The organism is Saccharopolyspora thermophila, assembly GCF_014646075.1.
Lineage (GTDB): Bacteria > Actinomycetota > Actinomycetes > Mycobacteriales > Pseudonocardiaceae > Saccharopolyspora > Saccharopolyspora thermophila.
The window spans coordinates 206562-230716 of record NZ_BMMT01000008.1 but is presented as its reverse complement, the minus strand read 5'-3'; the positions used below and the strand labels follow the sequence as shown (position 1 = coordinate 230716).

The following is a 24155-nucleotide window of genomic DNA, read 5'->3' as shown; positions in this document are numbered from 1 at the left end:
CACGCCACCCCTCGTTCGGATCTTCCGGTTCATCACCGTACCGACCCTTGCCCGCGCATCGGGTGGCGGCGAGCATGGCTGACGAGACCCGCCCACCTGGGCGGCGTTGAGGCGACAGGAGTGGCACGTGAAGGGTTCCGAAAGCCTGCTGGCCACGGCGAAGACCGCCGGTGTCCAGGTCTGCTTCGCCAATCCCGGCACCACCGAGATCCCGCTGGTCGAGGCGTTCGACCAGGTCGACGGCGTACGGGCCGTCCTGGCGCTGTCCGAGGGCGTGGTGACCGGCGCCGCCGACGGCCACGCGCGGATGACCGGGGTGCCCGCGATGACCCTGCTGCACCTTGGTCCCGGCCTGGCCAACGGGCTGGCGAACCTGCACAACGCGCGCCGCGCCCGCACCCCGGTGCTCAACGTCATCGGCGAGCACGCCACCTGGCACCAGCCCGCGGACGCGCCGCTGGCCAGCGACATCGAGTTGCTGGCCCGGCCGGTGTCGGGCTGGGTGGGGCGCACCAGCTCCGCGGCGGCGGCCGCGACGGAGTTCGTCGAGGCGCACCAGGCCGCGCTGCGGCACCGGCTGCCCGCCACGCTGATCGCCGCGGCGGACCACATGTGGAGCCAGGGCGGCGAGCCCGCCGACGTCCCGGCCGCGCCGGCCCGGCCCGCCGTGGCCGACCAGCGGATCGCCGAGATCGCGAAGCTGCTCAATGCCGGGCGCGGTCGGTCCGCGCTGCTGCTGGGCGGGCACACCCTCACCGCCGACGGCATCCGCACCGCCGCGCGCATCGCGGCCCGCGTCGGCGGGGAGGTGTTCGTGGAGCGCTCGCCGGCCCGCATCGAGCGGGGGCCGGGCGTGCCGCCGGTGCGGTCGGTGCCGTACTTCCCGGAAGACGTGATGCGGGTCTTCGACGGGTTCTCGCACCTGGTGCTTATCGGGGCCCGCACCCCGGTGGCGTTCTTCGGGTACCGCGGCATGCCGAGCTACCCGCTGCCGAACCGGCTCGAGGTGCACGAGCTCGCTGACGCCAACCAGGACGCGGTCGAGGCCCTGCGCACGCTGGCGGAGGTGACCGGCAGCGCGGCGGTCGAGCTGCCGCGCGCGGAGCGCCCGCAGGGGCCGACGCCAAAGGGACCGCTGAGCGCGGCGAGCATCGCGGCGGCGATCGTGCTCACCCAGCCGGATCAGGCGATCGTGGTGAACGAGGGGGTGTCGTCGGGGGCTGCGTACCCGGCGATCGCGGCTGCGGCGCCGCCGCACTGCGAGCTGACCAACACCGGTGGGGCGATCGGCATGGGGATGCCGGTGGCGACCGGCGCGGCGGTCGCCTGCCCGGACCGCCCCGTGATCAACCTCCAGGCGGACGGCAGCGCGGCCTACACGGTGCAGGCGCTGTGGACGCAGGCCCGCGAGGGCCTCGACGTCACGACGGTGATCTGCGCGAACTCCCGCTACCAGATCCTGGAGGCGGAGCTGCGGCGGGCCGGCATCGAGCAGCCGGGCGAGGCGGCGGCGAACCTGACCAGCCTCGGATCGCCCACTGTGGACTGGACGGCGGTGGCGCGCGGCTTCGGCGTCCCCGCAAACCGGGTCACGACGGGCGAGGAACTCGTCGAAGCCCTCCGCCGGGCCCACGCCGAACCAGGCCCCCACCTGATCGAAGCAATCCTTGGAACCCCGACCAAGCAACGGGTGAAGGGCGCCCTTGAGCCGAACTGAACTGGTCGCCAATGACCGGAACCGAATTCCTCAGTCCAACCACCGGGCACCGGTTCATATCAGGATCTCGTGTTGCAACTCAACTGATCGGCGTCCACCAGGTCCGGCCGACTGCCGCGAGTCCCTTCGGCTCCCCTGACCGAAGGGACTCGCGGACCCCCAGCATCAGCCGGCCGCCGGCAGGCGGTCGTCTTCGAGGAGGTTGTGGCGCATCGCGAACGACGCCGCCTCCAGGCGAGAGTGGACGCCCAGCTTCGTCAGCACCGACTGCACGTGCGTGCGCACCGTCGTCGGGGCCACCCCCAGCTGCTTGGCCATCGCCATCGTGTGCGAGCCCTCGACCAGCATCCGCAGGCACTGCCATTCCCGGGCCGTCAAATGCGAGGCCAGCCGCCGGGCGTCGGTCGTGCCCGCCAGCCGCGGGGCGCGGGAGGCCGCCAGCTCGACGACCACCTCCCCGTCCATCACCCCGCGGATCGCACCGGCCAGCACCGCCAGCCCGCACATCTTGTTCACGTAGCCGACCGCTCCCCGGCCCAGCGCGTCGCGCATGCCCCGCACGTCGCCGTCCGCGGTGAGCACCACCACCCTGGTGTGGCCACCGGCATCGAGCACCGCGGCGATCACGTCCAGCCCGTCGCCGTCGGCGAAGTAGCGGTCCAGCAGGCACACGTCCGGCTGGTGCCGCCGGACCGCCGCGACAACCCCCGCGGTGTCGTGGGCGGTGCCGAGGATGCGGCAACCGTGCTGCGGCAGGGTCGCCACGAGCGCGTCGACGAAGATCGCGTGATCGTCGCCCAGTACCAGATCCACCATGTCCTTCTCAGTCCCCCCTGTTGCCCCGGCTGCGGCTCTCACACCACGCAGCTCGCTGGGAACGCCAGCTGCACGCGGGTGCCCCGCCGCGGGGGCGGATCGATGCGCAGGTCAGCGCCGCAGCGCTGCGCCAGGGCCATGACAATGCCCAGCCCCAGCGATGACGAGCCGGGGGGCGCGTTGCCGAAACCGGGCCCGTCGTCGGTGATCTCGACGCTCACCCCGCCCGCGCCGGCGCGGTCCGCGGCCACCTCGACGCGGCCACCGCGCCCGGCGGCGCGGACGGCGTTGTCCAGCAGGTTGGACACCATCCGCCACAGCAGCGTCTGGTCGGTGCGCAGGGTGATCGCCGGACCGGGGGCCAGCGAGACGTCAGCCGGACCGGCCAGCGACTTGACCGCGACCAGCTGGGTCAGCAGGCCGCGCAGCGCGAACACCTCCTCGACGGGCTGCTCGACCCGCAGGTCCACCAGTCCCAGCAGCCGGTCCAGCTCCAGTTCCATCAGCCGCAACCGGTGCAACGCGTCACCCGCCAGGGACGCCTCGGCGCGCAGCCCGTCCGCGAGGTAGGACAGCGTCGCGAGACCGTGCCCGAGATCGTGCAACAGGCTGCGCAACTCCGCTCCACCTCGCGGGCCGTCCCCCAGCTCCCGCGCCGAATCGGTCATCGTGTGCACAGCTACTCCTCTCCCCGCGGCAGTCTGTGCTACCCGGCAAATCGGAACCCGTGCGCGCCGTGTTGCAACCACCGCGCGGAGCGTGCCCCCACTACTGCACGTGCAGGGGTCACCGCGCTGTCGTGCGGCGTGGACTCCTCTTTCTGCGGTAACCCGCTACCCCGGGTCACCGATCGCGATACGCGCGGTGGAGGGCCTCGCCGAGCGCGGCGGCGTTGTGGCGGCCGTTCACGCGGGTGCGGGCGGCCGCGGCGAGCCGGGCCGCCAGCTCGGGTGAATCCAGCAGGTGCGCCAGCGCGGTGGCCAGCGACCGCGGGCTGCCCGGGGGCACCAGCAGGCCGGTCACACCCGGCACCACCACGTCGCCGACCGCGTTGACCGCGGTCGCCACCACCGGCACGCCGCACACCATCGCCTCCACCACGGCCAGCGGCAGCCCCTCGTACCGGCTGGGCAGCGCGAACACGTCGAAGGCGGGCAGCAGGTCGGCGACGTCGTCGCGCTGGCCGACCAGCCGCACCCGGGTGCCGGTGGCGGCCGCGTGCTCGTGCACCCGTTCGGTGAGCTCCCCGCCACCGACCCACACCCCAACCACATCGGGCCGGTCGAGCAGGCGCAGCGCGGTGACGAAGTCCTCGGGCGCCTTCTGGTAGGTCAACCGCCCGACCGCGCCGACCACCACGTCCCGCGGACCGAGGCCGAGTTCGCGCCGGGCCCGCTGCCGCGACTGCTCGCTGCGGATGGGCACGTCGTGGTCGACGGCGACGTCGATGGTGCGGATCCGCTCGGGCGCGACCAGACCGCGCCGCAGCGCCTCGACGGCGACCCCACTGCCCACGCACAGCGCCACGTCGGTCAGCCGCCCGAGGGCGCGTTCGATCTCGACGTAGGCCCGGTGCCGGGGCGGGCGCTGGAACCCATGAAACGGGAAGCCGTGGTAGGTGTGCACGATCCGGCTGACCCCGGCCCGCCGCGCCGCGATCCGCCCGACCGCGCCTGCCTTCGCGCAGTGCGTGTGCACGACGTCGAACCGGCGCTGCCGCAGCAGCGCGGTCACCCGATGCAGGGCGAGCAGGTCGTGGGCTGGTGCGATGGGCGCGCGCAGCGCCGGTTCGACGATCGTCTCCAGCCCGGCGGCGCGGGCCTCGGGCAGCAACCTGCCCGAGCCGGTGATCAGTGTGACCCGGTGCTCGGCGGGGTCCAGCGCCGTCGCGCCGCGCAGCGCCATGACCCCGGCACCGCCGTCCAGGCGGGTGATCACGGTGGCGACCCGCAGCGGTCCGCTGCTCACCGCTCGCCGTCCGGTCCGGTGTCCGCGTCGACGCGCAGGCCGGCGGCGCAGGCGACGCTCACCGCCTCCAGCTGGCTGTGTACCCCGAGCTTCGCCAGGATGCTGCGGGTGTGCGTGCGGACGGTCTCGGTGGAGATCAGCAGTTCCTGGGCGATCTGCGCGCCGCGCTTGCCCGCGACCATGCCGCGCAGCACGTCCCGCTCTCGGTCGCTGAGCACGTCCAGCGGCCCGTTGCGTGCGGCCGCCCGCGCGCTGTCCTCGCGCAGCTCCCGCAGCACCTCGCCCAGCAGGTCGGGCGGGAACCAGCTGTGCCCGCGGGGTACCCCGCGCACGACCTCGGTGAGGGCCTCGATGCTGTGCTCCTTGGGCACCCACGCCACCGCGCCCTCCCGTGCCGCGTCGACGGCCTGCCGCGGGCCGCGGACCCCGGTGAGCACGACGATCCCGGCAGCCGGGCGGGCTTCCCGCAGGCGCCGCACCAAGCGGCCGGTGTCCGCGCCCGCCGGTTCCACGTCGAGCGTGATCACGTCCGGCCGCGACCGCCGCACCACGTCGGGCAGCTTCGGGTCGCTGGTCGCGCAGTGCCCCACGACCCACAGATCGGGCACCCCGGCCAGCCGCGCGCTCAGCGCCTCGGCCAGCATGAGGTGGTCGTCCACCATCAACACCCGCACCACGTCCACGGCCCCAGAATGACCGCGTCCGCGCCGGCGGTCCTCCCCCAAGTGAAGGAGAACCACACTTCCGCGCTCGTCGGACATGGCTCACCTCGTCGGCGTGCCGCTCGGGTCGATCACCCGCCGGCCCGGGCTGCGCCACCGCCCGGAGGACCGCGAGAACCAGGCCCCCGGGAGCGCGTACAGCGCGATGGCCGCGTCCACCACGCGCAGCAGCAGGAAGAAGCAGCCGAACAGCAGAAACCGTGGCTGCCGCTGGAGCACGGCGACCACGCAGGTCAGCAGCATGTCCGGGAGCACGACGCCGTACAGCAGCGTGGGCAGCGTGGCGAACCCGGCGACGAAGGCGTGCACGTCGTGGAACACCGGCAGCGCCAGCGCCCCGGCGAACAGCTCCGGCACCAGCAGCACCAGCGCCACGAACGGCAGCAGCACCAGCATCATGCTGCTGGCCAGCATCTCCACCAGCAGCAGCGCCAGCATCACCGTGAACAGGTTCGCCCGCGGCGGGTGTAGCCGGACCGTCTGCCACAGGCCCAGTGACCAGCGCTTGCACTGCTTGACGTAGTCCCGGAAGGTGCCGGGGTCCTGGGTGGCGGCCACCGCGGACGGCGTGAACCCGACCTTGCCCAGCCGCTTCTGGTAGACCTCGAAGGTCATGTTGAAGTCCTCGATGACCAGCCCCGGCGGGTTGACCTCGATGTGGGGCAGCACGTCGGTGCGGTACATGCTGGCGAAGCCCGGCACGATGTGGGTGGCGTTGGCCCGCCGCCAGGTCTGGCCGAACTTCAGCAGGTACTGGGTCATCGTGTAGATCCGCTGCCGGTGGAAGGCCACCAGCGTGCCCACCGCGCCCAGGCCGCGGCCGCGCCATGTGGTCCGCACGCACCCGGCGACCGCGACCACCTGCGGATCGGCGAACAGCGGCAGCGCCGCCCGGAAGTAGCCGGGGTCCACGTGCGTGTCGGCGTCCAGCAGCATCACCACGCGGTACCGCCCGACGATGCCGAACCGGCGGATCGCCTCCTGCAGCGCGCCCGCCTTGCCGACGTTGCGGGACGTGCTGATCACGTTCACCCCGCAGCCGCGGGCGAGTTCCACCGTGCGGTCGGTGGACCCGTCGGAGACCACGTGCACGTTCTCCGGCGGCACCAGGCGGGTGATCGCCTGGATGCTGTCGACGATGACCAGTTCCTCGTTGTGCGCGGGCATCAGCACGGCCACGTCCTCGATGCCGACCGGCCGACCGCTGCGTTGCCGGTAGCGGTGCCGACCGACCACGACGCCGGAGCCGGACACCGAGCGGCCGGCCCGGCGCGGCCACCACTTCTGCGCCGAGGAGTCCAGCAGCCGCAGCAGACCGACCAGGCCCCACAACGTGAAATTGGTGCCGAACACCGCGATGGCCAGCACCCACCAAGGAATCATCCCGTCCTCCCGGGAGAACAGCGCGGCTCGGCGCGCGCCTGACGGAACCCCCGCGGGACCGCCGATGCGACCGACGTCGACTTCCGATCACCGGTTGTCACCCGGCCAGGCGGTGACCGCGCGCGGTCACCGCCTGGCCGGGAAGCTGTTGCCCAGTTCCTTCCAGGTGTCGGTGTCCTCGTAGCCGTACATCCACAGGTAGACGCCGCGGATGCCGGAGCCGCGCGCGACCTCGAACTTGGCCTTGGCGCTCGCGGCGTTTTCGAACCACACCTCGTGCTCGCGGCCGTCGGCGTCGGTGTAGCGGAACCACGGGGACTGGCTGGCCGTGTCGTAGTTCGGCCGCACCCGGTGCTCGGTGGCCAGGCGGAACGCCTGCAACCAGGTCACCGAGGTGCCGTGGCCGTCGACCCAGTCGTAGCCGTACAGCGGCACGCCCAGCACGATCCGCTCCGGCGGGATCTGGGTCCGGGTGTAGTCGACCACCTCCCGGATCCAGATGATCGGCGCGATCGACCCGGGCGGCGAGGTGCTCCAGTGGAAGTCGTAACCCATCAGCCGCACCTCGTCGGCGGCGCGGCCGATGGCCGCGTAGTCCTGGGCCACGTTGCGCTCGTCGTAGCCGCGGTCGGTGGTCTTGGCGAACACCGCCACCGACAGGGTCTTGCCCTCCGCGTCGAGCTCGCGGCCGAGTTCGGTGACGAAGTCGGTGAACACCTGCCGGTCGCCGGCGCGCAGGTTCTCGTAGTCGATGTCGATGCCCGCGTAGTTCTCGCGCTTGACCAGTTCCACGATCTCGGCGACGTGGGCCCGTCGCTTCACCGGGTCGTGCAGCACCGTGGCGACCGGTTCGTAGGCCCACAACCCGTTGGTGATGTTGGCCAGCGACGGCACGATCGGGATGTTGGCGCGACGCAACCGCTCGATGTGGTCGGCGACCTGCGCTGTCTGCTCGCGCGGGTACTGGGTGGTCAGGCTGCCGTCGGGCGCCAGCCCGTACATCCACGGCGAGACCTCGTTGACCAGGTGCTGGTGCTGCACGACCATGTCGGTGCCCTTGTCGGAGTTCCAGAACGGCAGCGAGGCGACCACGAGCGGGGCGGGCTGCGCCGGGCCGGGGGGCCGCGGTGTCATGACGACCACCACGAGCACCACCGACAGCGCGATGAGCGCCAGGAACCACAGCGATCCGCCGATCCGCCGCGCGGTCCGGAGGCGGTGCGCCGCACCGGGACCGCGCGCGGCGGACCGGCGCGACCGCGCCTGCTCTGTCGTCGGCATGTCCCATCCCGCCTCACGCCGTGACTGCCTGCCCCGCCCGCACCTGCTCGTCGACCACCGAGCGGATGATGTCGTCCAGCGAGTGCTGCGGCTGGAACCCGATCAGCTCGCGGGCCCGGGAGCAGTCCGGCACGCGTCGCTGCATGTCCTCGTAGCCGGGCCCGTACGCCTCCTCGTAGGGCACCCGGATGGTGGTGCTCGACGACCCGGTGGTGGCGATGATCCGCTCGGCGAGTTGCTCGATGGACACCTGCTCGGTGCTGCCGAGGTTGACCGCCATGCCCTGCGCCCGGTCCAGCTCCACCAGCCGCACCAGGGCCGGGACCACGTCGGCGACGTGGCAGAAGCAGCGGATCTGCTTGCCGGTGCCGAAGATGGTCAGCGGTCGGCCCTGCAGCGCCTGCCCCACCAGCCGCGGGATGACCATCCCGTAGCGGCCGCTCTGCCGGGGCCCGACGGTGTTGAACAGCCGCACGATCACCGCCCGCAGCCCCAGCTCATGCACGTAGCAGCAGGTCAGGCTCTCGTCGAGCGCCTTGGCCTCGGCATAGGTCCAGCGTGACTTCAGCGTCGAACCGAGGATCCGGTCGTCGCCCTCGCACAACCCCACCTTGGTGTTCTTGCCGTAGACCTCGCTGGTGGAGGCGACCAGCACCCGGGCGCCGTGCCGCAGCGCGGCGTCCAGCACGTTCTCGGTGCCGTGGACGTTGGTCAGCAGGCCCTGCAGGGTGCGTTCCTGGATGACGAACGCGCCCACCGCGGCGGCCAGGTGGAACACCACCTCGGCGCCGGAGACCACGTCATCCACCAGGGAGCCGTCCAGGACCGTGCCGGGCACCAGCCGCAGGTTCGGGTGGGTTGGCAGGTTGTCCATCCGGCCGGTGCTGAGGTCGTCGAGGCCGACGACCTCGTGGCCGTCGGCGAGCAGGTACTCCACAAGGTGGCTTCCGATGAAACCGGCTGCGCCGGTGACCAGAACCCGCATCACGGCCTCCCCACCAGCTGCTCGCCGCCGCGACGCTGCAGAATTCGGCCGTACAGGTCGTCGATGCGGCGGGTGACCGCCTCGATGCCGTAGGCGTGGCGGATCGCGGGCTCGTCGGCGCGCGGCCGGGCGGCCAGGATCTCCGCGGCGAGTTCGGCGCGCATGCCCTCGACGTCGCCGGGCACCTGGCGCGCCCGGTCGGTGTCGATGCCGACCAGCGCGGGGCAGGTGGTGTAGAGCACCGGCAGGCCGTTGGCCATGGCCTCCAGCACCGACAGGCCGAAGGTCTCCTGCTCGGAGGAGGCCACGAACAAATCCAGGGCGGAGAGCATGGCAGCCACGTCGTGGCGCTGCCCGGCGAAGATCACGTGCTCAGCGACGCCGTGCTCGCGGGCCACCCCCTCCAGCCGGGCCCGGTCCGGGCCGTCGCCGACGATGAGCAGCTTGTTCTGCTGGCCCAGCAGCGGCGCCATCGCCTCGATGACCAGGTGGAAGCGCTTGTTCGGGTCCAGGCGACCGAGCACCCCGACGACGTGGGCGTCCGCGCCGATGCCGTGCTCGCGGCGCACCCGGGCGCGGTCGTCCGGGTCGAACTCAACGCGGGTGAAGTCGACGCCGTTGGGAATGACAATGATCTTGCGGGCCGGCATGCCCCACATGCGTAGCCGCTGCGCCACCGTCTCCGACACCGCGATCGTGGCGTCCGAGCACAGGTCGGTGCCCAGGTAGAGGGCGCGCACCCCGAGCGTCATGCGGCGGCGCTCCAGGTGGGTCTCACCGATGGAGTGCTCGGTGGACACGACCACCTTGGTGCCCGCCATCCGCGCCGCCAGCCGCCCGTACACGCAGGCCCGGTACAGGTGGGTGTGCACCACGTCGTAGCGACCCCGGCGGATCAGGTCGCGCAGCCGCAGCACGGCACTGACCTGGGTGTTGCGGGTCATGCCGAGGTCGCGCACCCGCACCCCGTCGTCGGTGAGCATCCGGGCCACGTCGCCCGGGTTGTACATCGCGACCACGTCGGCGTCGTGGCGGGTGTGCTGCAGCACCGACCGCAGCTGCAGCTCGGCCCCGCCGACGCCGAGGCCGGTGATCACGTGCAGAACCTTCATCATCATCCCCCAACGGAGTTCTCGCGGACTGGCTCTGGAACGAGCCGGGAAGGTGCGGGCCGACGGTGCCGGTCGCCAGGTGCGCGGAGCACGGCGCGCGCCGCGGCACCGAGCACGATCGCGGCCGTGCGGGCCACGATCACCGCGTCCCACCACGGCGTCCAGTTCTCGATGTACTGGTTGTCGAAGCGGGCCCGGTCCGGGATCGAGGTGTCGCCGTGCAGCCCCTGCACCTGCGCCCACCCGGTCATGCCGCCCGGCATCCGGTGCCGGTCGGCGTAGCGCGGTATCTCGTGGCCGAAGCGCACCGCGTAGTACGGCCGCTCCGGGCGCGGCCCCACCAGCGACATCTCCCCGCGCAGCACGTTGACCAGCTGCGGGAGTTCGTCGAGGTGGGTGGTACGCAGCCAGCGGCCCAGCGCGCTGCACTGGTCGGGGGTGACGGCCCAGGGCTGGCCGTGCTCGCCGCGGACGGTACGCAGTTTGAGGACTTCGCTGTGGCGCCCGCGTCCGGTCACCCGAACCTGCCGGAACAGCGCACCGCCCCGGTTGGCGACGGCCACGGCCGCCGCCAGCACCACCAGCAGCGGGCCGAGCGCGAGCAGCAGCAGCGAGCCGAGGACGAGGTCGAAGGCGCGCTTGGCGGCCGCGCCGGCCCTGCTGTGCCCGAAGCGCCGCAACGGGATCAGCGGAACACCCCAGATCTCGTCGAGGCTGCCGCGCGGCAGCGCCATGCCGAGTTCGTGCAGCCGCGGCACCAGGCACACGTCCGCCTTCAGCGGTCGGCTGTGCCGCAGCGCGGTCACGAGTTCGGCGTCCCCGGCCTCGCCGGGGCAGACCAGCACCCGCGTGATGCCGTGCGCGGCAACGACGTCGGCGAGGTCGGCGGGTGCGCCGAGCAGCGGTGCCGCCGAACTCGGCCGGTCGTCGAGGAAACCCCGCGGTCGCAGGCCGAATTCCGGGTGTTCGGCCAGCATTGCGGCGATCTCCGCCGCGAGCGGGCCGGACCCGACCAGCAGCGTCGGTTCGACCAGCGCACCTCGCCGGTACGCCGCGCGCAGCGCCGCGTAGAGGGCGCCGCGGGCGAGCAGGAGACCACCGAACCCCGCGCTGACCAGCACCAGCAGCGCCGTGCCGGGCAGCCATGGCGTGAGCGCCGCGGCGGGCACCCCGGCCGCCACCGCCAGCTGCGGCAGCTGGTCGCCGACCCGCAGGCAGATTCGCAGCCGGTGCTGGCCCTGCGCGGCGAGCACCGCGAGGGCCGCCACCGCGTAACCCGCGCCGAGCAGCCAGGTGGTGCCCGTGACCGAAATCAGCACCACCAGCACCACCAGGTCGGCCACCGGCAGCAGCCAGGCCCCGGCCTGCCGCCGGACGCGCACCCCGGCTCGCCTGCTCGCCGCGAGCGGCCAGGGCGGCGCCACGGCGGGGTCGGACACGCTCATCCGCCGACACCTCCGACAGCGACGGGTCTCGCTGCGGTGGCGGCGAGGCGTCTGGTCATCTTGCGCACCGCGTAGTCGGCACCGTAGACGAACCGCATGACCGGCCCGTGGCTCGGCGCCACCAGCGGCCCGGCGAAGTACAGCCCGGGTACCGAGGACTCGAAGTGACGGCCGACCCGCGGCGTCCCGGCGATGGTGCGGATCTGCGACCGCAGCCCGTCGGAGAGCATCGGCAGCCGGCTGAGGTGCGGCGGGTAACCGGTGGCCGCGATGACGTGGTCGGCGGTGAACTCCCGGACCTCGCCGCCGCCGGTGCGCACCCCCAGGCGCACCTGCTGGTCGGTGGGTTTCACCCAGTCCAGGCGGTGCGCGACGTGCACCGGCAGGCGGCCCTCGACGCGGCTGCGCAGCCACCACGCCCCGGCCGGGCCCAGCGCGGTCCGCGCCCGGTGGATGCGGATCGGCCGCGGCAGGTGCCTGAACAGCCCGGGGTGTTCGGAGTAGAACCACGTCGACAGGCCCGAGCCGAGGCCCGCCTCCGGCTCCCGCATCCGCTTCCACAGTGGACGGTCAGGGAGCAGTGGGCGACCGTTCCACACCACCTCGGGCGTGCGGGCGACCAACCGGGCCCGGGCGCCGTGCTCGTGCAGCAGCGCGGCGGTTTCCAGCGCCGACTGCCCGGCGCCCACGACCACGACCTCCTGGCCGTCGAAATCGCTGAGGTCGTCGTGGTCCGCGGAGTGCGTGCACAGTTCGCGCGGCAGGTCGGCGAGCAGGCCGGGGATGCGGGCGAAGTGCTCGACGCCCACGGCGACCACGACCCGGTTGGTGTGCACCGGCTCCCCGTTGGACAGCGTCAGCACGAAGTGCCCGGACCGCCGCTCCACGTCGGTGACCAGCTGCTCCTCGACCTCCAGGCCGCGGCCCTGCTGGAACCACTCGCCGTACTCGACGAAGGTCTCCAGCGACACCGGCACCCCGTAGTCGGCGTACTCGCGCCCGGTCTCCAGGCAGAAGTTGCGCAACGTGTGCGTGCCGTCCGGGTCGGACAGGTTGGAGGCGAAGCCCTGCGACTTCAGGTACATGCCGCGCGGCATGTGCCGGCGCCACAGGTTCATCGGCATCCCGAACTGCCGGTAGGACACGCCCGCACGGCGCAGGTGCGCCGCCAGCGACAGCCCGTAGGGCCCGGCACCGATGATGGCCACGTCAACGACATCGGTCATCAGAACTCCTCAGTGTCTTCGCGGGACACGTGCCTTCGCGGGACACGGCCCCGGGTCGGTCGGCTGAGCACCCGCACGGACCGGCGCTGCGCCCGGCACCACCCCGCGACTCCCTGAAGTCGGTGCTTTTCCTGGGAACCGCGTGGTGTGACCGGTCCCGGGCGCAACGCGATCACCCCCGCGCCCCCTGACCGCGGGGGAGAACCACCGCTCATACACCCCCCTGGAAGAGCCGCTCCAGTCGGCCGGACGCCCCGTTCCACACCCCGGCGCGTCCCGGGAGGTACTCGGGTGCAGCCAGGTCGGGATGGCGGGTGCGGCGGCGCCACGGCCGGGTCACCGCACGGCACACCATCCACAGCCACATCAGCGCGAACGGCAGCAGGTCGTCGCGGGCGAACCACGCGGTCTCGTCCGCGCCCCGCACCGACCGCCACCACGAGCGCCACCCGAGGTCGCCGTCCCGCCAGTACCGCACCGCGGCGATCGGGTCGTAGTTCTCCACCAGGAACCGCCGCCCCACCGGCTGCTCGCCCGCCTCGACCCGCTGGCCGGTCAGGTCCAGATAGGACGCGAGGGCGACGTCCACGCCCGCGCTGTCCTGGAACAGCCGGAACTGGGCACCCAGCCTCGGATTGAAGTCCAGCAGCTTGTAACGCCCGTCCCGATCGTCCCAGCGGAAGTCCAGGTCCACGATGCCGCGGAAGGACAGCCGCGCCAGCAGCGCCGTCGCCTCCCGCCGCACCTCCTCGTTCTCCGCGCAGCGGCCGAAGCTGGTCAGCCCCACGTGCGCCGGGTAGGAGCGCTCCTTGACACCGGTGAACGCCGGGCGGCACACCGACTCACCGTCGCAGTAGCCGTGGAAGAACCAGTCGTACTCCTCACCCCCGGGGATGTACTCCTGGAGCATCAGCTCGCCCGCGCCGTCCTCCACGCACCGGCGGCCCAGCTCGGCCAGCTCGTCGACGTCGTCGACGATCGACGTGCTGCGCACGCCGCCGGGCCGGGCCCGCCACGGCGCGGCGAGCTTGGCCACCAGCGGGAAGCCCACCCGTCCGGCGAACTCCAGCGCCTCCCCCCAGGTGCGCACCAATGCCGCTTCCGGGCACGGCACGCCCAGTCGGCGGCACACCTGGTACATCGAGTACTTCCCGGCCAGCTGCCGCGGCAGTTCCGCCGGCGGCTGGGCGAACCGGAACCACGGTCGCAGCGGGTCACCGTGCTCGGCGAGGAAGATCGCCGCGGCGTCGTCGGTGGGGATCAGCACCGCCGGGCGGCGCAGCCGCTGGGCCACCTCGGCCAGCCCGTACTGGATGGCCTCGACGTCCTCCGGGTCCGGGCTCCACAGCCAGCGCCCGCGCACGTAGCGGGAGTGCGCCGCCGGGGCGAGCGTGTCCTCGTGCACCGCGAACACCGGCACGCCGCGGCGGCCGAGGCTGCGGATCACCCCGAGTCCCCCGTGGTGCAGGACGTTCGGGTCGAGCTTGAACACCACCGCGGGGGTGGACGTGTCAAACGGCTCCATTACCTGCCCCTTCACAGCACGCGCCGGTGCGGCACCGAGTCGAACAGGTAGGTCGCGTCCAGCACCCGTGGGCAGTCCCGCGCCCAGCTGTAGTCCATGCCCGGGTGCACGGTGTGGATCACCACGAGGTCCCAGTCGCGGCCGCGGGGCGCGGGTTCGCCGACCATTTGGGTGCCGTCGGGCAGCGAGATCTCCGGCAGCAGCGGGTCGTGGTGGTGCACGTCCACGCCCAGTCGCCGCAGGCCCGCCAGGATCGGCAGCGCCGGGGACTCCCGCAGGTCACGCACCCCGGCCTTGTAGCTGACCCCGGCGACCATGACGCGGGCCCCGGAGTGGTCGATGCCCGCCTCGGCGAGCATCTCGACCACCCGCTGCACGACCCGGCCCGGCCGCTGGTCGATCGAGCGCATCGCCTGCTCGATCAGCGGCACCGACAGCCCCTCGCGCCCGAGCTGCCACAGCAGGTAGTGCGGGTCGCACGGGATGCAGTGCCCGCCCACGCCGGGGCCGGGGAAGCTGCCGAGGAACCCGTAGGGCTTGGTCCCGGCGGCGATGGTCACCTCGATCGGGTCCAGGCCCAGCACCGCGCAGGAGTCGGCGATCTCGTTGGCCAGCGCCAGGTTCACGGCGCGGAAGATGTTCTCGTAGAGCTTGGTCAGCTCCGCCGCCTCCGGGGAGCTGACCAGATACACCGAGTTCGTCATCCGGGAGACGACCTCGGCGGCCCGCTGCGCGCACGCCTGCGTGGCGCCGCCGACCACGCGCGGGGTCTCGCGCTGCACGTGGTCGGTGTTGCCCGGGTCGATGCGCTCGGGGCTGAAGGCCACGTGCACGTCGGTGCCCACCCGCAGGCCCCGTTCCGCGAGCGGCTCCACCAGCAGCTGCCGGGTGGTGCCGACGAACGTCGTCGAGGTCAGCACGACGACCTGGCCGCGGCGGGCGAACGACACCACCGTCTCGCACGCCGACCGCAGCGCGGCCAGGTCGGGCCGGTGGTGCTCGTCGACGGGCGTGGGCACGCACACGATCACCACGTCGGCCGCGGCCAGCACCGACGGGTCGCAGGACAGCTGTAGGGAACCGGACGCCAGCGCCCTGGCGAGCACGCGGCGCTCGGCCTCGGGCAGGTCCACCTCGCCGGTCTTGATCGCCCGCAGCCGCTCCTCGCTGATGTCGAAGCCGGTGACCTGCGCGGTCGAGGACTGCAGGGCGCAGGCGGTGGGCAGGCCCACGTAGCCCAGCCCGACCACGACCACCGACTCGGTGCGCTTCGGGGCGCTCGCGCGGAACGCGGTGAGCCGGTCGGCCAGCAGCCGTTCCCGGCCGTTGACCGCCAACGACAGCGGATGATCGGTCACAATTCCTCCCCCGGTTCGCCGTGCTTGTGGTGAAACCGTGACATCCGAGCGCCGCTCGCATCTCCCACAGCGGGGGGAGCGCGGTTACCGAAACTTGAGGATCCTCAACGCTGTTGGGTGAACCGGTGGCGCATCCTCTTGGCCAGCAACCGCAGCGGGCCGTCGTGGTCGCCGACGTAGGTGCGGGGCAGCGCGTGCCGACCGGACACCTCGGAACGCCAGATGGCGCAGCCGTAGTCGTACCCGGCGGCCGCAACGAGGTTCACCACGCGCGGGTCGACGTCGCCGTACGGGTAGCAGAAGCCGTCGACGTCCTGGCCGGAGACCTCGCGCAGCAGCACGCGGCTCTCGGCCACCTCCGCCAGCAGCTCCGCATCGTCCACAAGGGACAGTTTGCGATGCAGCAGCCCGTGTGACCCGATCTCCATCCCGGCCTCGGCGCACCAGCGGACCTCGTCGGCGCTCATCAGCTGCTTGCGCGGACCGTCGGCGTCCCACTCGTTGTGCCCGCCGAGCCGCCCGGCGATCACGAACACCGTGGCGGTGCAGCCGTGCCGCCGCAGCGCGGGGAGCACGTTGTGCGCGAAATCGGCGTAGCCGTCGTCGAAGGTCAATCCGACCAGACCGCGGCCGTCCCCGTCGCGGCGGGCCAGCATGAGCTCGCGCATCGACACCCCGCGCAGCCCGTTGCGCCGCAGCCACCGCAACTGCTGCTCGAAGCGCCGCGGGTCGACGGTCACCAGGTACGGGTCGCGGGTGTGGACCGCGACCGAGTGGTACATCAGCACGTACGGGAACGGGCGCGCGGTGTCCTCCCACGCCCGCCTGCTCACGGTCTGCGTCATGACTTCGCCGCTTTCGTAGGCAGCAGATCACCCACACGGTAAGCACGGGTGCCCCGCCCGGGATCCGACCGCTGCGGTACGCCGCCTACCGCACCGGCACGATCAGCGGCCGACCCACCACCGGGGCACGCCCAACGGTCTCGGCGAGTTGTTCCCGCGTGCAACCCCTTGCAACTGTTGCGATGTCCGCGGTTCCGGCGTGTCATGAGGCGCCGGAAGGCAACGGGGCCTGCGGGAGGGACGATGCGCGCTGCTGTGTACCGGGGACGGGAAGAGCTGGCGATCGAGGACGTGCCGGAGCCGAGCTGTTCGGCCGGGCAGCTCAAGGTGCGGGTGGGACGCAACGGGATCTGCGGCACGGACCTGCACGAGTACTACGCCGGGCCGATCTTCGTCCCCACCGAGCCGCACCCGCTGACCGGGCATCAACTGCCGTTGACACTGGGGCACGAATTCTCCGGCACCGTCGTCGAGGTCGGTGAGGGCGTGCACGACGTCGCGGTCGGTGACCACGTCGCGATCGAGCCCGTCTACCGCTGTGGGAAGTGCCCGCCCTGTCGGCTCGGGCACTACAACATCTGCCAGCAGATCGGGTTCCACGGCCTGATGGCACCCGGCGGCATGGCCGAGTACACCGTGGTGCCCGCGTGGATGGCGCACCGGTTGCCGGAGTCGATCAGCCCCGAGCTCGGGGCGCTCGTCGAGCCGATGGCGGTGGCCTACCACGCAGCGCGTCTCGGTGAGGTGCCACCGGACGGCAGCGCGGTGATCTTCGGGTCCGGGCCGATCGGGATCGGTCTCTGGTTCGCGCTGCGCGGCCTCGGTGTCGAGGCCATCACGGTCGTGGAGCCGTCAGCGACCCGGCGGGAGGCGATCGCCGCCCTCGGGGCGACGGACGTGCTCGATCCGACGCGGACCGACGCGGCGCGCCACGTCATGCAGCGCACCGGCGGGCGCGGCGCGGACGCGGTGTTCGACGCGGCGGGCGTGGAGGCCAGCGTCGCAGCCGGACTGTCGTGCCTGGGAGCGCGCAAACGCCTGGTCGCCGTGGCGATCTACGAGCACCCACTGAAAACCGAACTGACCAAGCTCGTGATGAACGAGTCGATGATTCAGGGCTCGCTCTGCTACACGTCGGACGACTACCGCGCCGTCATCGATCTGATGGCCCGTGGCCACTACGACACCACCGGGTGGGTCACGCACGTGCCGATCGGTCAGGTCGTCGAGGAGGGCTTCGCCGCGCTACGCGCCGGCCGCAAGATGAAGGTCCTGGTAGACCCGTCAGCCTAACCCAGCGCCACCCCAAGTTCCAGCAAACCCGGAAACCCTTCTCGGGGGGGTGGGCCCCCAACTCCGGCGGACAGGCTGGCTCGTGGTGAGGGGCCCTCCACCGGCGTCCCCGGTGGAGGGCCCCTCACTGCACACCGAATGCGGTACGGGGCGCTTGGGTTCAGATGGTCCAGGTGTCGTTGCCGGTGAGGAGCTTCTGCAGATCCGCCGGTTCGGCCTGCCGGGCCTGCTCGACCTGGGCGCGGGCCAGGTCGTCGTAGGTCGGGCGGGCCGCCGCCCGGAAGATGCCCGTCACCGCCGGGTTCAGATCCTGGCCGCCGAGGCGGGACAGCGCGAACGCGTAGGAGGAGTCCTCGCGGGTCACGTCGTGCACCACCACATCCGCGGAGTCCACTTCGGACAGCTTGGCGACGCGCAGGCCGGGGCCGTCGGCGACCACGCCGTAGCGCTCGTCCTCCGGGCCGAACACGATCGGCTCGCCGTGCTTGAGCGGGATGATCCGGCGCTGCTTCTCGTCGTTGTCCTTGAGCACGTCGAACGCGCCGTCGTTGAAGATCGGGCAGTTCTGGTAAATCTCCACCAGCGCGCTACCGCGGTGCTCGGCCGCCGCCCGCAGCGTCTCGGTGACGTTCGCGCGGTCCGAGTCGATCACCCGCGCCACGAACGACGCCTCCGCGCCCAGTGCCAGCGACACCGGGTTGAACGGGTGGTCCAGCGACCCCACCGGGGTCGACTTGGTGATCTTGCCGACCTCGCTGGTCGGCGAGTACTGGCCCTTGGTCAGCCCGTAGATCCGGTTGTTGAACAGCAGGATCTTCAGGTTCACGTTGCGGCGCAGCGCGTGGATGAGGTGGTTGCCGCCGATGGACAGCGCGTCGCCGTCCCCGGTCACCACCCACACCGACAGGTCGGGCCGACTGGTGGCCAGCCCGGTGGCGATCGCCGGGGCGCGGCCGTGGATGGAGTGCATCCCGTAGGTGTTCATGTAGTACGGGAACCGGGACGAGCACCCGATGCCCGAGATGAACACGATGTTCTCCCGCTTCAGCCCCAGCGACGGCAGGAAGCTCTGCACCGCGTTGAGCACGACGTAGTCGCCGCACCCGGGGCACCAGCGGACCTCCTGGTCCGACTTGAAGTCCTTGGCCTTCTGCGGTTCGTCGGCCGTCGGCACGCCGGCCAGCCCGCCCAGGCCCGGGATTCCCAGATCGGTGGTGGTCACGCGGACACCCCCTGCACGACATCGATGAGCACGTTCTGCAGTTCCTCGGCCCGGAACGGGAGCCCGGCGACCTTGGTGTAGGACTGCACGTCGACCAGGTAGCGGGCACGCAGCAGCATCGCCAGCTGACCGAGGTTCATCTCCGGGACGATGACCTTGTCGTAGCGGCGCAGCACGTCGCCCAGGTTGGCCGGCATCGGGTTGAGGTGGCGCAGGTGGGCCTGCGCGATCGACATGCCCCGGCTGCGCACGCGGCGGCAGGCCGCGCCGATCGGCCCGTACGACGAGCCCCAGCCGAGCACCAGCACGCGCGCCCGCCCATCGGGGTCGTCCACCTGGATGTCGGGCACCCGCACGCCGTCGACCTTGGCCTGGCGCAGCCGGACCATCTTGTCGTGGTTGTCCGGGTCGTAGGAGATGTTGCCCTTGCCGTCGGCCTTCTCCAGACCGCCCACCCGGTGCTCCAGGCCGGGCGTGCCCGGGATCGCCCACTCGCGGGCCAGCGTCTCGGGGTCGCGCACGTAGGGCCAGAACTCGCCGGAGCCGTCCGGCGCGTTGGGTTCGGTGGCGAACCGCACGCTCAGGTCGGGCAGCTGGTCGACGTCCGGGATGAGCCACGGCTCGGAGCCGTTGGCGATCGCGCCGTCGGACAGCAGCACCACCGGGGTCCGGTAGGTCAGCGCGATCCGTGCGGCCTCCAGCACGGTGTCGAAGCAGTCCGCGGGCGAGCGGGGCGCGACCACCGGCACCGGTGACTCGCCGTTGCGGCCGTACAGCGCCTGCAGCAGGTCGGCCTGCTCGGTCTTGGTCGGCAGGCCGGTGGACGGGCCGCCGCGCTGGATGTCGCACACCAGCAGCGGCAGCTCCAGGGCCACGGCGAGCCCGATGGTCTCCGACTTCAGCGCCAGGCCCGGGCCGGACGTGGTGGTCACGCCCAGCGCGCCGCCGAAGGACGCGCCCAGGGCCGCGCCGACCCCGGCGATCTCGTCCTCGGCCTGGAAGGTGGTGACGCCGAAGTTCTTGTGCTTGGCCAGTTCGTGCAGCACGTCCGAGGCGGGCGTGATCGGGTAGGTGCCGAGGAACACCGGCAGGCCGCTGCGCTGCCCGGCGGCGACGATGCCGTAGGCGAGGGCGGTGTTGCCGGTGATCTGCCGGTAGGTCCCGGTGGGCAGCTTGGCCGGGGCGACCTCGTAGGTGACCGCGAACGACTCGGTGGTCTCGCCGTAGTTCCAGCCCGCGCGGAAGGCCAGCACGTTCGCCTCGGCGATCTCCGGCTTCCTGGCGAACTTCTCCCGCAGGAACCGCTCGGTGCCCTCGGTGGGCCGGTGGTACATCCACGACAGCAGACCGAGGGCGAACATGTTCTTGCAGCGCTCGGCATCCTTCTTGCCCAGGCCGGTGCCCTCCAGGGCGCCCTGGGTGAGGGTGGCCATCGCCACCTTGTGCACCGAGTAGCGCTCCAGCTCGCCGTTCTCCAGGGGGTTGCTGTCGTACCCGACCTTGGCGAGGTTGCGCTTGGTGAACTCGTCGGTGTTGACGATGAGGATGCCGCCGTGGGGCAGGTCGCCGATGTTGGCCTTCAGCGCCGCCGGGTTCATCGCCACCAGCACGTCGGGACGGTCCCCGGGGGTGAGGATGTCGTAGTCGGCGAAGTGCAGCTGGAAGCTGGACACCCCGGGCAGGGTCCCGGCGGGAGCGCGGATCTCGGCCGGGAAGTTCGGCAACGTGGCCAGGTCGTTACCGAAGGCCGCGGCTTCCGAGGTGAACCGGTCGCCGGTCAGCTGCATCCCGTCACCAGAGTCCCCGGCGAACCGGATCACGACCCGGTTCAGCTTCTGGGCGCCGTTGGCCCGGTGCCCGTTCGTCGTGCCCAATTGACCCGTTCCCTTTCACCTGCAGGCAACGTCCGTCCCCTGGCGAACGATACAGCCCCGGTTCATGTTCCGATCACGCGCGAGGTCCCCCACCCGTCACGTTCCGCACGCTCGCGCACGGCGCCGCCGTTCAGCCCAACGGCCACCGGAACCGACCGGTTCCGCAGCCGGGCGCAGGTGGCGGCCCCTGTATCGAAAATACCCACCGCGGCGGCCTGTCGGCGCCGCGGAGCCGGAACGAACCGCTGTGACCTGCTCCATAGCATTCCGGCCGCGGAATTGTGATCCGCAACACTGATCACGTTTTCCCAGGATGCGGGAGGATTCCCCGGAACGGCCGATCCCTGCGGCCCGCGCCGTCGGCTATATCACGGTGACGCCCACGCCGCCGCTGGACGCCACGCCGTCGCACCCGGACGCCGAACCGGTCCTCGCGTTGATGAGAGCCTCCCGGATCCCGGATCCGGAGCTGGCCTGCCAGGCGCTGATCTCCCCGGTGACCGACCACCGGTTCGACACGGAGTCCTCTGTGGACAGCGGCTGAGCCCCGCCGTCGAGGTGCGGGCGCCCGTGCCGGGTGGTGCGCTGGAAGGCGACCCGCGCAGCGAGGAGTGGAGGTGGCGTGGTGGCCGAGGAAGTCGACGTCGTGGTCATCGGGACCGGGCCGGGTGGCGAGGATGTGGCCACCCGGTTGGCCCGGGCGGGCCTGTCGGTGGTGGCCGTGGAGGCCCGACTGGTCGGCGGTGAGTGCCCGTACTTCGCGTGCATCCCGACCAAGATGATGGTGCGGGCCGCGGACGCGCTCGCCGAGGCGCGCCGGGTGCCGGAACTGGCCGGGGTCGCCACCGTGCGAGCGGACTGGGCCCCGGTGGCCGAGCGGCTGCGCGACGAGGCCACCACCGACTGGAACGACGAGGCCGCGGTACGGCGCCTGGAGCACACCGGCGGCCGGGTGGTGCGCGGCGTCGGTCGGATCAGCGCGCCCGGCGAGGTGACCGTCTCCAGCGACGGCGGCGAGCAGGTCTTCCGCGCCCGCCGCGGCATCGTGCTCAACCCCGGCACCGAACCGGCCGTGCCCCCGGTCGACGGCCTGGCCGGGACGCCGTACTGGACCAACCGCGACGCGGTGCGGGCCACCGCGGTTCCCAAGTCGCTGCTGGTGCTGGGCGCGGGTCCGGTTGGCCTGGAGTTCGCGCAGGTCTTCGCCCGGTTCGGCGCCTCGGTGACGGTGGTGGAGATGCAGTCCCAGCTGCTGCCGGCATCCGAGCCGGAGGCCGCCGAGGTCCTCACCCGGGTGCTGCGGGCCGAAGGCGTGCAGGTGCGCGTGGGCACCGGGCTCACCCGGGTGTCGCACGACCACGAGTTCCGCGCGGAGCTGGGCTCCGGCGAGGTGGTGACCGCCGAGCGCCTGCTCGTCGCCACCGGCCGCCGCACCGACCTGGCCGCGCTCGGCGTCGCCGCCGTGGGCCTCGACGACCGGGCGCGCACCATCCCGGTGGACGGCCAGATGCGGGCCGCCGACGGGGTCTGGGCGATCGGCGACGTCACCGGGCAGGGGGCGTTCACGCACGTCTCGGTGTACCAGGCGCGCATCGCCGCGGACGACATCCTGGGGCAGGGCACGGAGATCGCGGACTACCGGGCGGTTCCGGCGGTGACCTTCACCGATCCCGAGGTCGCCACCGTGGGGTTGACCGAGTCCGCGGCCGAGGAGCAGGGCCTTTCGGTGCGCGCGGCGACCACGGCGATCCCGTCGTCGCCGCGGGGCTGGATCCACAAGGTCGGCAACGACGGGCTCATCAAGGTGGTCGCGGACGCCGACCGCAGCGTGCTGGTCGGGGCCACCGTGGTGGCACCCGGCGGCGGGGAGATCATCGGGGCGCTGGCCGTGGCGGTGCACGCCGAGGTGCCGGTGTCCCGGCTGCGGCAGATGATCTACGCCTACCCCACGTTCCACCGCGCCATCGAAAGCGCCCTCGCTGAACTCGACGACGCGGGGTAGGGGCGGTCCGTCACCGGGTGCCGTCGCCGCGGACCGCGCGGCGGCGGCGCTTGCTGACGTACATGTCGCGGTCGGCGGCGTGCAGGAGCGCGTCCGGCGCGATCGACGGGTCGGAGGTGGTGGTGCAGCCGACGCTGGCGCACAGCCGGATTGTGACGCCGTGCACCACCACGTCGGTGTTGAGGTGGTCCTCGACGCGTCGCCGCAACGCCTCCGCGGCGGCCCGGTCGGGCAGCAGGCTGACCACCACGAACTCGTCGCCGCCGATGCGCGCCACGGTGTCCCCGGCGCGCACCGCCAGTTGCAGTTCCCGGGCGGTGGCGATGAGCAGCTCGTCGCCCGAGGCGTGCCCGTAGCGGTCGTTGACCGGTTTGAGCTGGTCGAGGTCGGCCAGCACCACCGCCAGCACGCCGTTGCCGCGGGCCAGCTGCTGCAGCCCGTGGTCGAGCCGGTCGGCCAGCAGCGCCCGGTTGGCCAGCCCGGTCAGCGGGTCGTGCAGCGCCAGGTGCGCGAGGTGCGCATCGACCAGCCGCTGCTCCCCGATGTCCTCGTACTGGCTGACCACGTACGCCGGCGCGCCGTCGGCGCCGGGCACGGTGGTGGCGCGGATCAGCATCCAGATCGGGTGGCCGTCCTTGTGCCGGTAGCGCTTCTCCACGCTCACGGTGTCGACCTTGCCCTCCACGAGGTCGGTGAGGGCGGCCATGCCCTGCTTCTCGTCCTCCTCGTAGGTGATGTCGGTGAACGACATCGACAGCATCTCGTCGCGCGTGTAGCCGAGCATGCCGCACAGCGTGTCGTTGACGGCCGTCCAGGTGCCCTTGAGGTCCAGCACCGCCATGCCGATCGGGGCGTTGGCGAAGCTGCGCTGCCACAGCAGCTCCGCCTCGCGGCGCTGGGTGATGTCCTGGATCTGCGACAGGGAGTAGATGGCACGGCCGTCGGCGTCCCGGATGTACGACCGCGCCACCAGCGCCCAGATGACGCTGCCGTCGGAGCGGATGTAACGCTTCTCCAGCGGTTCGGACGACACCGTCGGTCCTTCCGGGTCGATGTCGTCGGGGTGCGTCACGTCCCGGTAGTCCCGTCCCTCCAGCTCCTCCCGCCGGTACCCCAGTAGCCGGCACATGGCCTCGTTGACGTGCAGGTAGCGGCCCTGCAAGTCGAGGATGGCCATCGCCGCGGACGCCTGGTCGAAGACGCGCTGCCACGGCACACCGGCGGGGTCCTGCTCGGAGGGGGACATGAGAACCGAACCATAGCTAACCGCAGGGCTGCACGCAGCTGTGCGGGGGTGCGTCGGGACCTGTCCTCGAGGCGGCTCAGCCGCATGGCCCGCCCGCGCACGACGGCCACCTGCCAGGTGGCCACCGTCGGAAAA

General features: G+C 72.2%; 20 protein-coding genes. 4 read left to right on the top strand and 16 right to left on the bottom strand.

Annotation, left to right across the window (positions count from 1 at the left end):
- Positions 1-127: 127 nt before the first annotated feature.
- Positions 128-1717 (top strand): acetolactate synthase large subunit, encoded by a 1590-nt coding sequence (locus IEY17_RS13740; RefSeq protein WP_188987753.1) that lies wholly within the window; start codon positions 128-130, stop codon positions 1715-1717.
- Between the two features lie 165 nt (positions 1718-1882).
- Here the strand turns inward: IEY17_RS13740 and IEY17_RS13735 are convergent, their stop codons facing one another.
- The 13 genes from IEY17_RS13735 to IEY17_RS13675 all read right to left on the bottom strand — a co-directional run bounded on the left by IEY17_RS13735 (position 1883) and on the right by IEY17_RS13675 (position 16383).
- Complete coding sequence (locus IEY17_RS13735; protein ID WP_188987752.1) at positions 1883-2533, bottom strand: LuxR C-terminal-related transcriptional regulator; 651 nt, start codon at positions 2531-2533, stop codon at positions 1883-1885.
- Positions 2534-2571: 38 nt separating this feature from the next.
- Positions 2572-3201 carry a sensor histidine kinase gene (locus IEY17_RS13730; RefSeq protein ID WP_188987751.1) on the bottom strand — a complete coding sequence of 210 codons (630 nt, stop codon included), beginning with the start codon at positions 3199-3201 and terminating at the stop codon, positions 2572-2574.
- Positions 3202-3376: 175 nt separating this feature from the next.
- Entirely contained in the window at positions 3377-4501 is a 1125-nt protein-coding gene (locus IEY17_RS13725; RefSeq protein ID WP_229680134.1) for a glycosyltransferase, read from the bottom strand.
- The gene (locus IEY17_RS13720) at positions 4498-5184 is read right to left on the bottom strand and encodes a LuxR C-terminal-related transcriptional regulator (protein WP_188987750.1); all 687 of its coding nucleotides are present in this window, start codon (positions 5182-5184) and stop codon (positions 4498-4500) included. Before IEY17_RS13720 ends, IEY17_RS13725 begins: the two co-directional genes overlap by 4 nt.
- Positions 5185-5265: 81 nt before the next feature.
- A complete protein-coding gene (locus IEY17_RS13715; RefSeq protein WP_188987749.1) occupies positions 5266-6606 on the bottom strand; it encodes a glycosyltransferase family 2 protein in 1341 nt (446 codons plus the stop codon).
- A gap of 126 nt (positions 6607-6732) precedes the next feature.
- A complete protein-coding gene (locus IEY17_RS13710) occupies positions 6733-7887 on the bottom strand; it encodes a glycosyl hydrolase family 18 protein (RefSeq protein ID WP_188987748.1) in 1155 nt (384 codons plus the stop codon).
- A 13-nt stretch (positions 7888-7900) separates the two neighbouring features.
- Positions 7901-8872 carry an NAD-dependent epimerase/dehydratase family protein gene (locus IEY17_RS13705; RefSeq protein ID WP_188987747.1) on the bottom strand — a complete coding sequence of 324 codons (972 nt, stop codon included), beginning with the start codon at positions 8870-8872 and terminating at the stop codon, positions 7901-7903.
- Positions 8872-9984, bottom strand: a complete 1113-nt coding sequence (locus tag IEY17_RS13700; protein WP_188987746.1) for a glycosyltransferase — start codon at positions 9982-9984, stop codon at positions 8872-8874. The genes IEY17_RS13705 and IEY17_RS13700 overlap by 1 nt, the downstream gene beginning before the upstream one ends.
- A 2-nt stretch (positions 9985-9986) precedes the next feature.
- Positions 9987-11429 carry a sugar transferase gene (locus IEY17_RS13695; protein ID WP_188987745.1) on the bottom strand — a complete coding sequence of 481 codons (1443 nt, stop codon included), beginning with the start codon at positions 11427-11429 and terminating at the stop codon, positions 9987-9989.
- On the bottom strand, positions 11426-12655 hold the full coding sequence (locus tag IEY17_RS13690; RefSeq protein ID WP_188987744.1) for an NAD(P)-binding domain-containing protein: 1230 nt from the start codon (positions 12653-12655) through the stop codon (positions 11426-11428). The genes IEY17_RS13695 and IEY17_RS13690 overlap by 4 nt, the downstream gene beginning before the upstream one ends.
- 211 nt (positions 12656-12866) lie before the next feature.
- Positions 12867-14180, bottom strand: a complete 1314-nt coding sequence (locus IEY17_RS13685) for a carboxylate--amine ligase (RefSeq protein WP_188987743.1) — start codon at positions 14178-14180, stop codon at positions 12867-12869.
- An 11-nt stretch (positions 14181-14191) separates the two neighbouring features.
- On the bottom strand, positions 14192-15538 hold the full coding sequence (locus IEY17_RS13680; RefSeq protein ID WP_188987742.1) for a nucleotide sugar dehydrogenase: 1347 nt from the start codon (positions 15536-15538) through the stop codon (positions 14192-14194).
- Between the two features lie 104 nt (positions 15539-15642).
- A complete protein-coding gene (locus IEY17_RS13675; RefSeq protein WP_229680133.1) occupies positions 15643-16383 on the bottom strand; it encodes a polysaccharide deacetylase family protein in 741 nt (246 codons plus the stop codon).
- Positions 16384-16626: 243 nt separating this feature from the next.
- On the opposite strand from IEY17_RS13675, the gene IEY17_RS13670 reads away from it, so the two are divergent.
- A complete protein-coding gene (locus tag IEY17_RS13670) occupies positions 16627-17676 on the top strand; it encodes a 2,3-butanediol dehydrogenase (RefSeq protein ID WP_188987741.1) in 1050 nt (349 codons plus the stop codon).
- Positions 17677-17836: 160 nt separating this feature from the next.
- On the opposite strand, the gene IEY17_RS13665 is transcribed toward IEY17_RS13670, so the two are convergent.
- Both IEY17_RS13665 and IEY17_RS13660 read right to left on the bottom strand, forming a co-directional pair.
- A complete protein-coding gene (locus tag IEY17_RS13665; RefSeq protein ID WP_188987740.1) occupies positions 17837-18898 on the bottom strand; it encodes a 2-oxoacid:ferredoxin oxidoreductase subunit beta in 1062 nt (353 codons plus the stop codon).
- Positions 18895-20772 carry a 2-oxoacid:acceptor oxidoreductase subunit alpha gene (locus IEY17_RS13660; RefSeq protein ID WP_188987739.1) on the bottom strand — a complete coding sequence of 626 codons (1878 nt, stop codon included), beginning with the start codon at positions 20770-20772 and terminating at the stop codon, positions 18895-18897. Before IEY17_RS13660 ends, IEY17_RS13665 begins: the two co-directional genes overlap by 4 nt.
- 313 nt (positions 20773-21085) lie before the next feature.
- On the opposite strand from IEY17_RS13660, the gene IEY17_RS13655 reads away from it, so the two are divergent.
- Complete coding sequence (locus IEY17_RS13655) at positions 21086-21316, top strand: hypothetical protein (RefSeq protein ID WP_188987738.1); 231 nt, start codon at positions 21086-21088, stop codon at positions 21314-21316.
- 81 nt (positions 21317-21397) lie between these two features.
- The gene (locus tag IEY17_RS13650; RefSeq protein WP_229680132.1) at positions 21398-22774 is read left to right on the top strand and encodes a dihydrolipoyl dehydrogenase family protein; all 1377 of its coding nucleotides are present in this window, start codon (positions 21398-21400) and stop codon (positions 22772-22774) included.
- Between the two features lie 10 nt (positions 22775-22784).
- Here the strand turns inward: IEY17_RS13650 and IEY17_RS13645 are convergent, their stop codons facing one another.
- Entirely contained in the window at positions 22785-24020 is a 1236-nt protein-coding gene (locus tag IEY17_RS13645) for a PAS domain S-box protein (protein ID WP_188987736.1), read from the bottom strand.
- Between the last annotated feature and the right edge of the window lie 135 nt (positions 24021-24155).

What these genes read in the sequence shown, in the direction of transcription:
- IEY17_RS13700 (WP_188987746.1), bottom strand. Translation starts at nt 9,984, where the DNA reads ATGAAGGTTCTGCACGTGATCACCGGCCTCGGCGTCGGCGGGGCCGAG.
- IEY17_RS13735 (WP_188987752.1), bottom strand. Translation starts at nt 2,533, where the DNA reads ATGGTGGATCTGGTACTGGGCGACGATCACGCGATCTTCGTCGACGCG.
- IEY17_RS13685 (WP_188987743.1), bottom strand. Translation starts at nt 14,180, where the DNA reads ATGGAGCCGTTTGACACGTCCACCCCCGCGGTGGTGTTCAAGCTCGAC.
- IEY17_RS13730 (WP_188987751.1), bottom strand. Translation starts at nt 3,201, where the DNA reads ATGACCGATTCGGCGCGGGAGCTGGGGGACGGCCCGCGAGGTGGAGCG.
- IEY17_RS13710 (WP_188987748.1), bottom strand. Translation starts at nt 7,887, where the DNA reads ATGCCGACGACAGAGCAGGCGCGGTCGCGCCGGTCCGCCGCGCGCGGT.
- IEY17_RS13655 (WP_188987738.1), top strand. Translation starts at nt 21,086, where the DNA reads ATGCGGGAGGATTCCCCGGAACGGCCGATCCCTGCGGCCCGCGCCGTC.
- IEY17_RS13695 (WP_188987745.1), bottom strand. Translation starts at nt 11,429, where the DNA reads ATGAGCGTGTCCGACCCCGCCGTGGCGCCGCCCTGGCCGCTCGCGGCG.
- IEY17_RS13675 (WP_229680133.1), bottom strand. Translation starts at nt 16,383, where the DNA reads ATGACGCAGACCGTGAGCAGGCGGGCGTGGGAGGACACCGCGCGCCCG.
- IEY17_RS13670 (WP_188987741.1), top strand. Translation starts at nt 16,627, where the DNA reads ATGCGCGCTGCTGTGTACCGGGGACGGGAAGAGCTGGCGATCGAGGAC.
- IEY17_RS13705 (WP_188987747.1), bottom strand. Translation starts at nt 8,872, where the DNA reads ATGCGGGTTCTGGTCACCGGCGCAGCCGGTTTCATCGGAAGCCACCTT.
- IEY17_RS13690 (WP_188987744.1), bottom strand. Translation starts at nt 12,655, where the DNA reads ATGACCGATGTCGTTGACGTGGCCATCATCGGTGCCGGGCCCTACGGG.
- IEY17_RS13715 (WP_188987749.1), bottom strand. Translation starts at nt 6,606, where the DNA reads ATGATTCCTTGGTGGGTGCTGGCCATCGCGGTGTTCGGCACCAATTTC.
- IEY17_RS13645 (WP_188987736.1), bottom strand. Translation starts at nt 24,020, where the DNA reads ATGTCCCCCTCCGAGCAGGACCCCGCCGGTGTGCCGTGGCAGCGCGTC.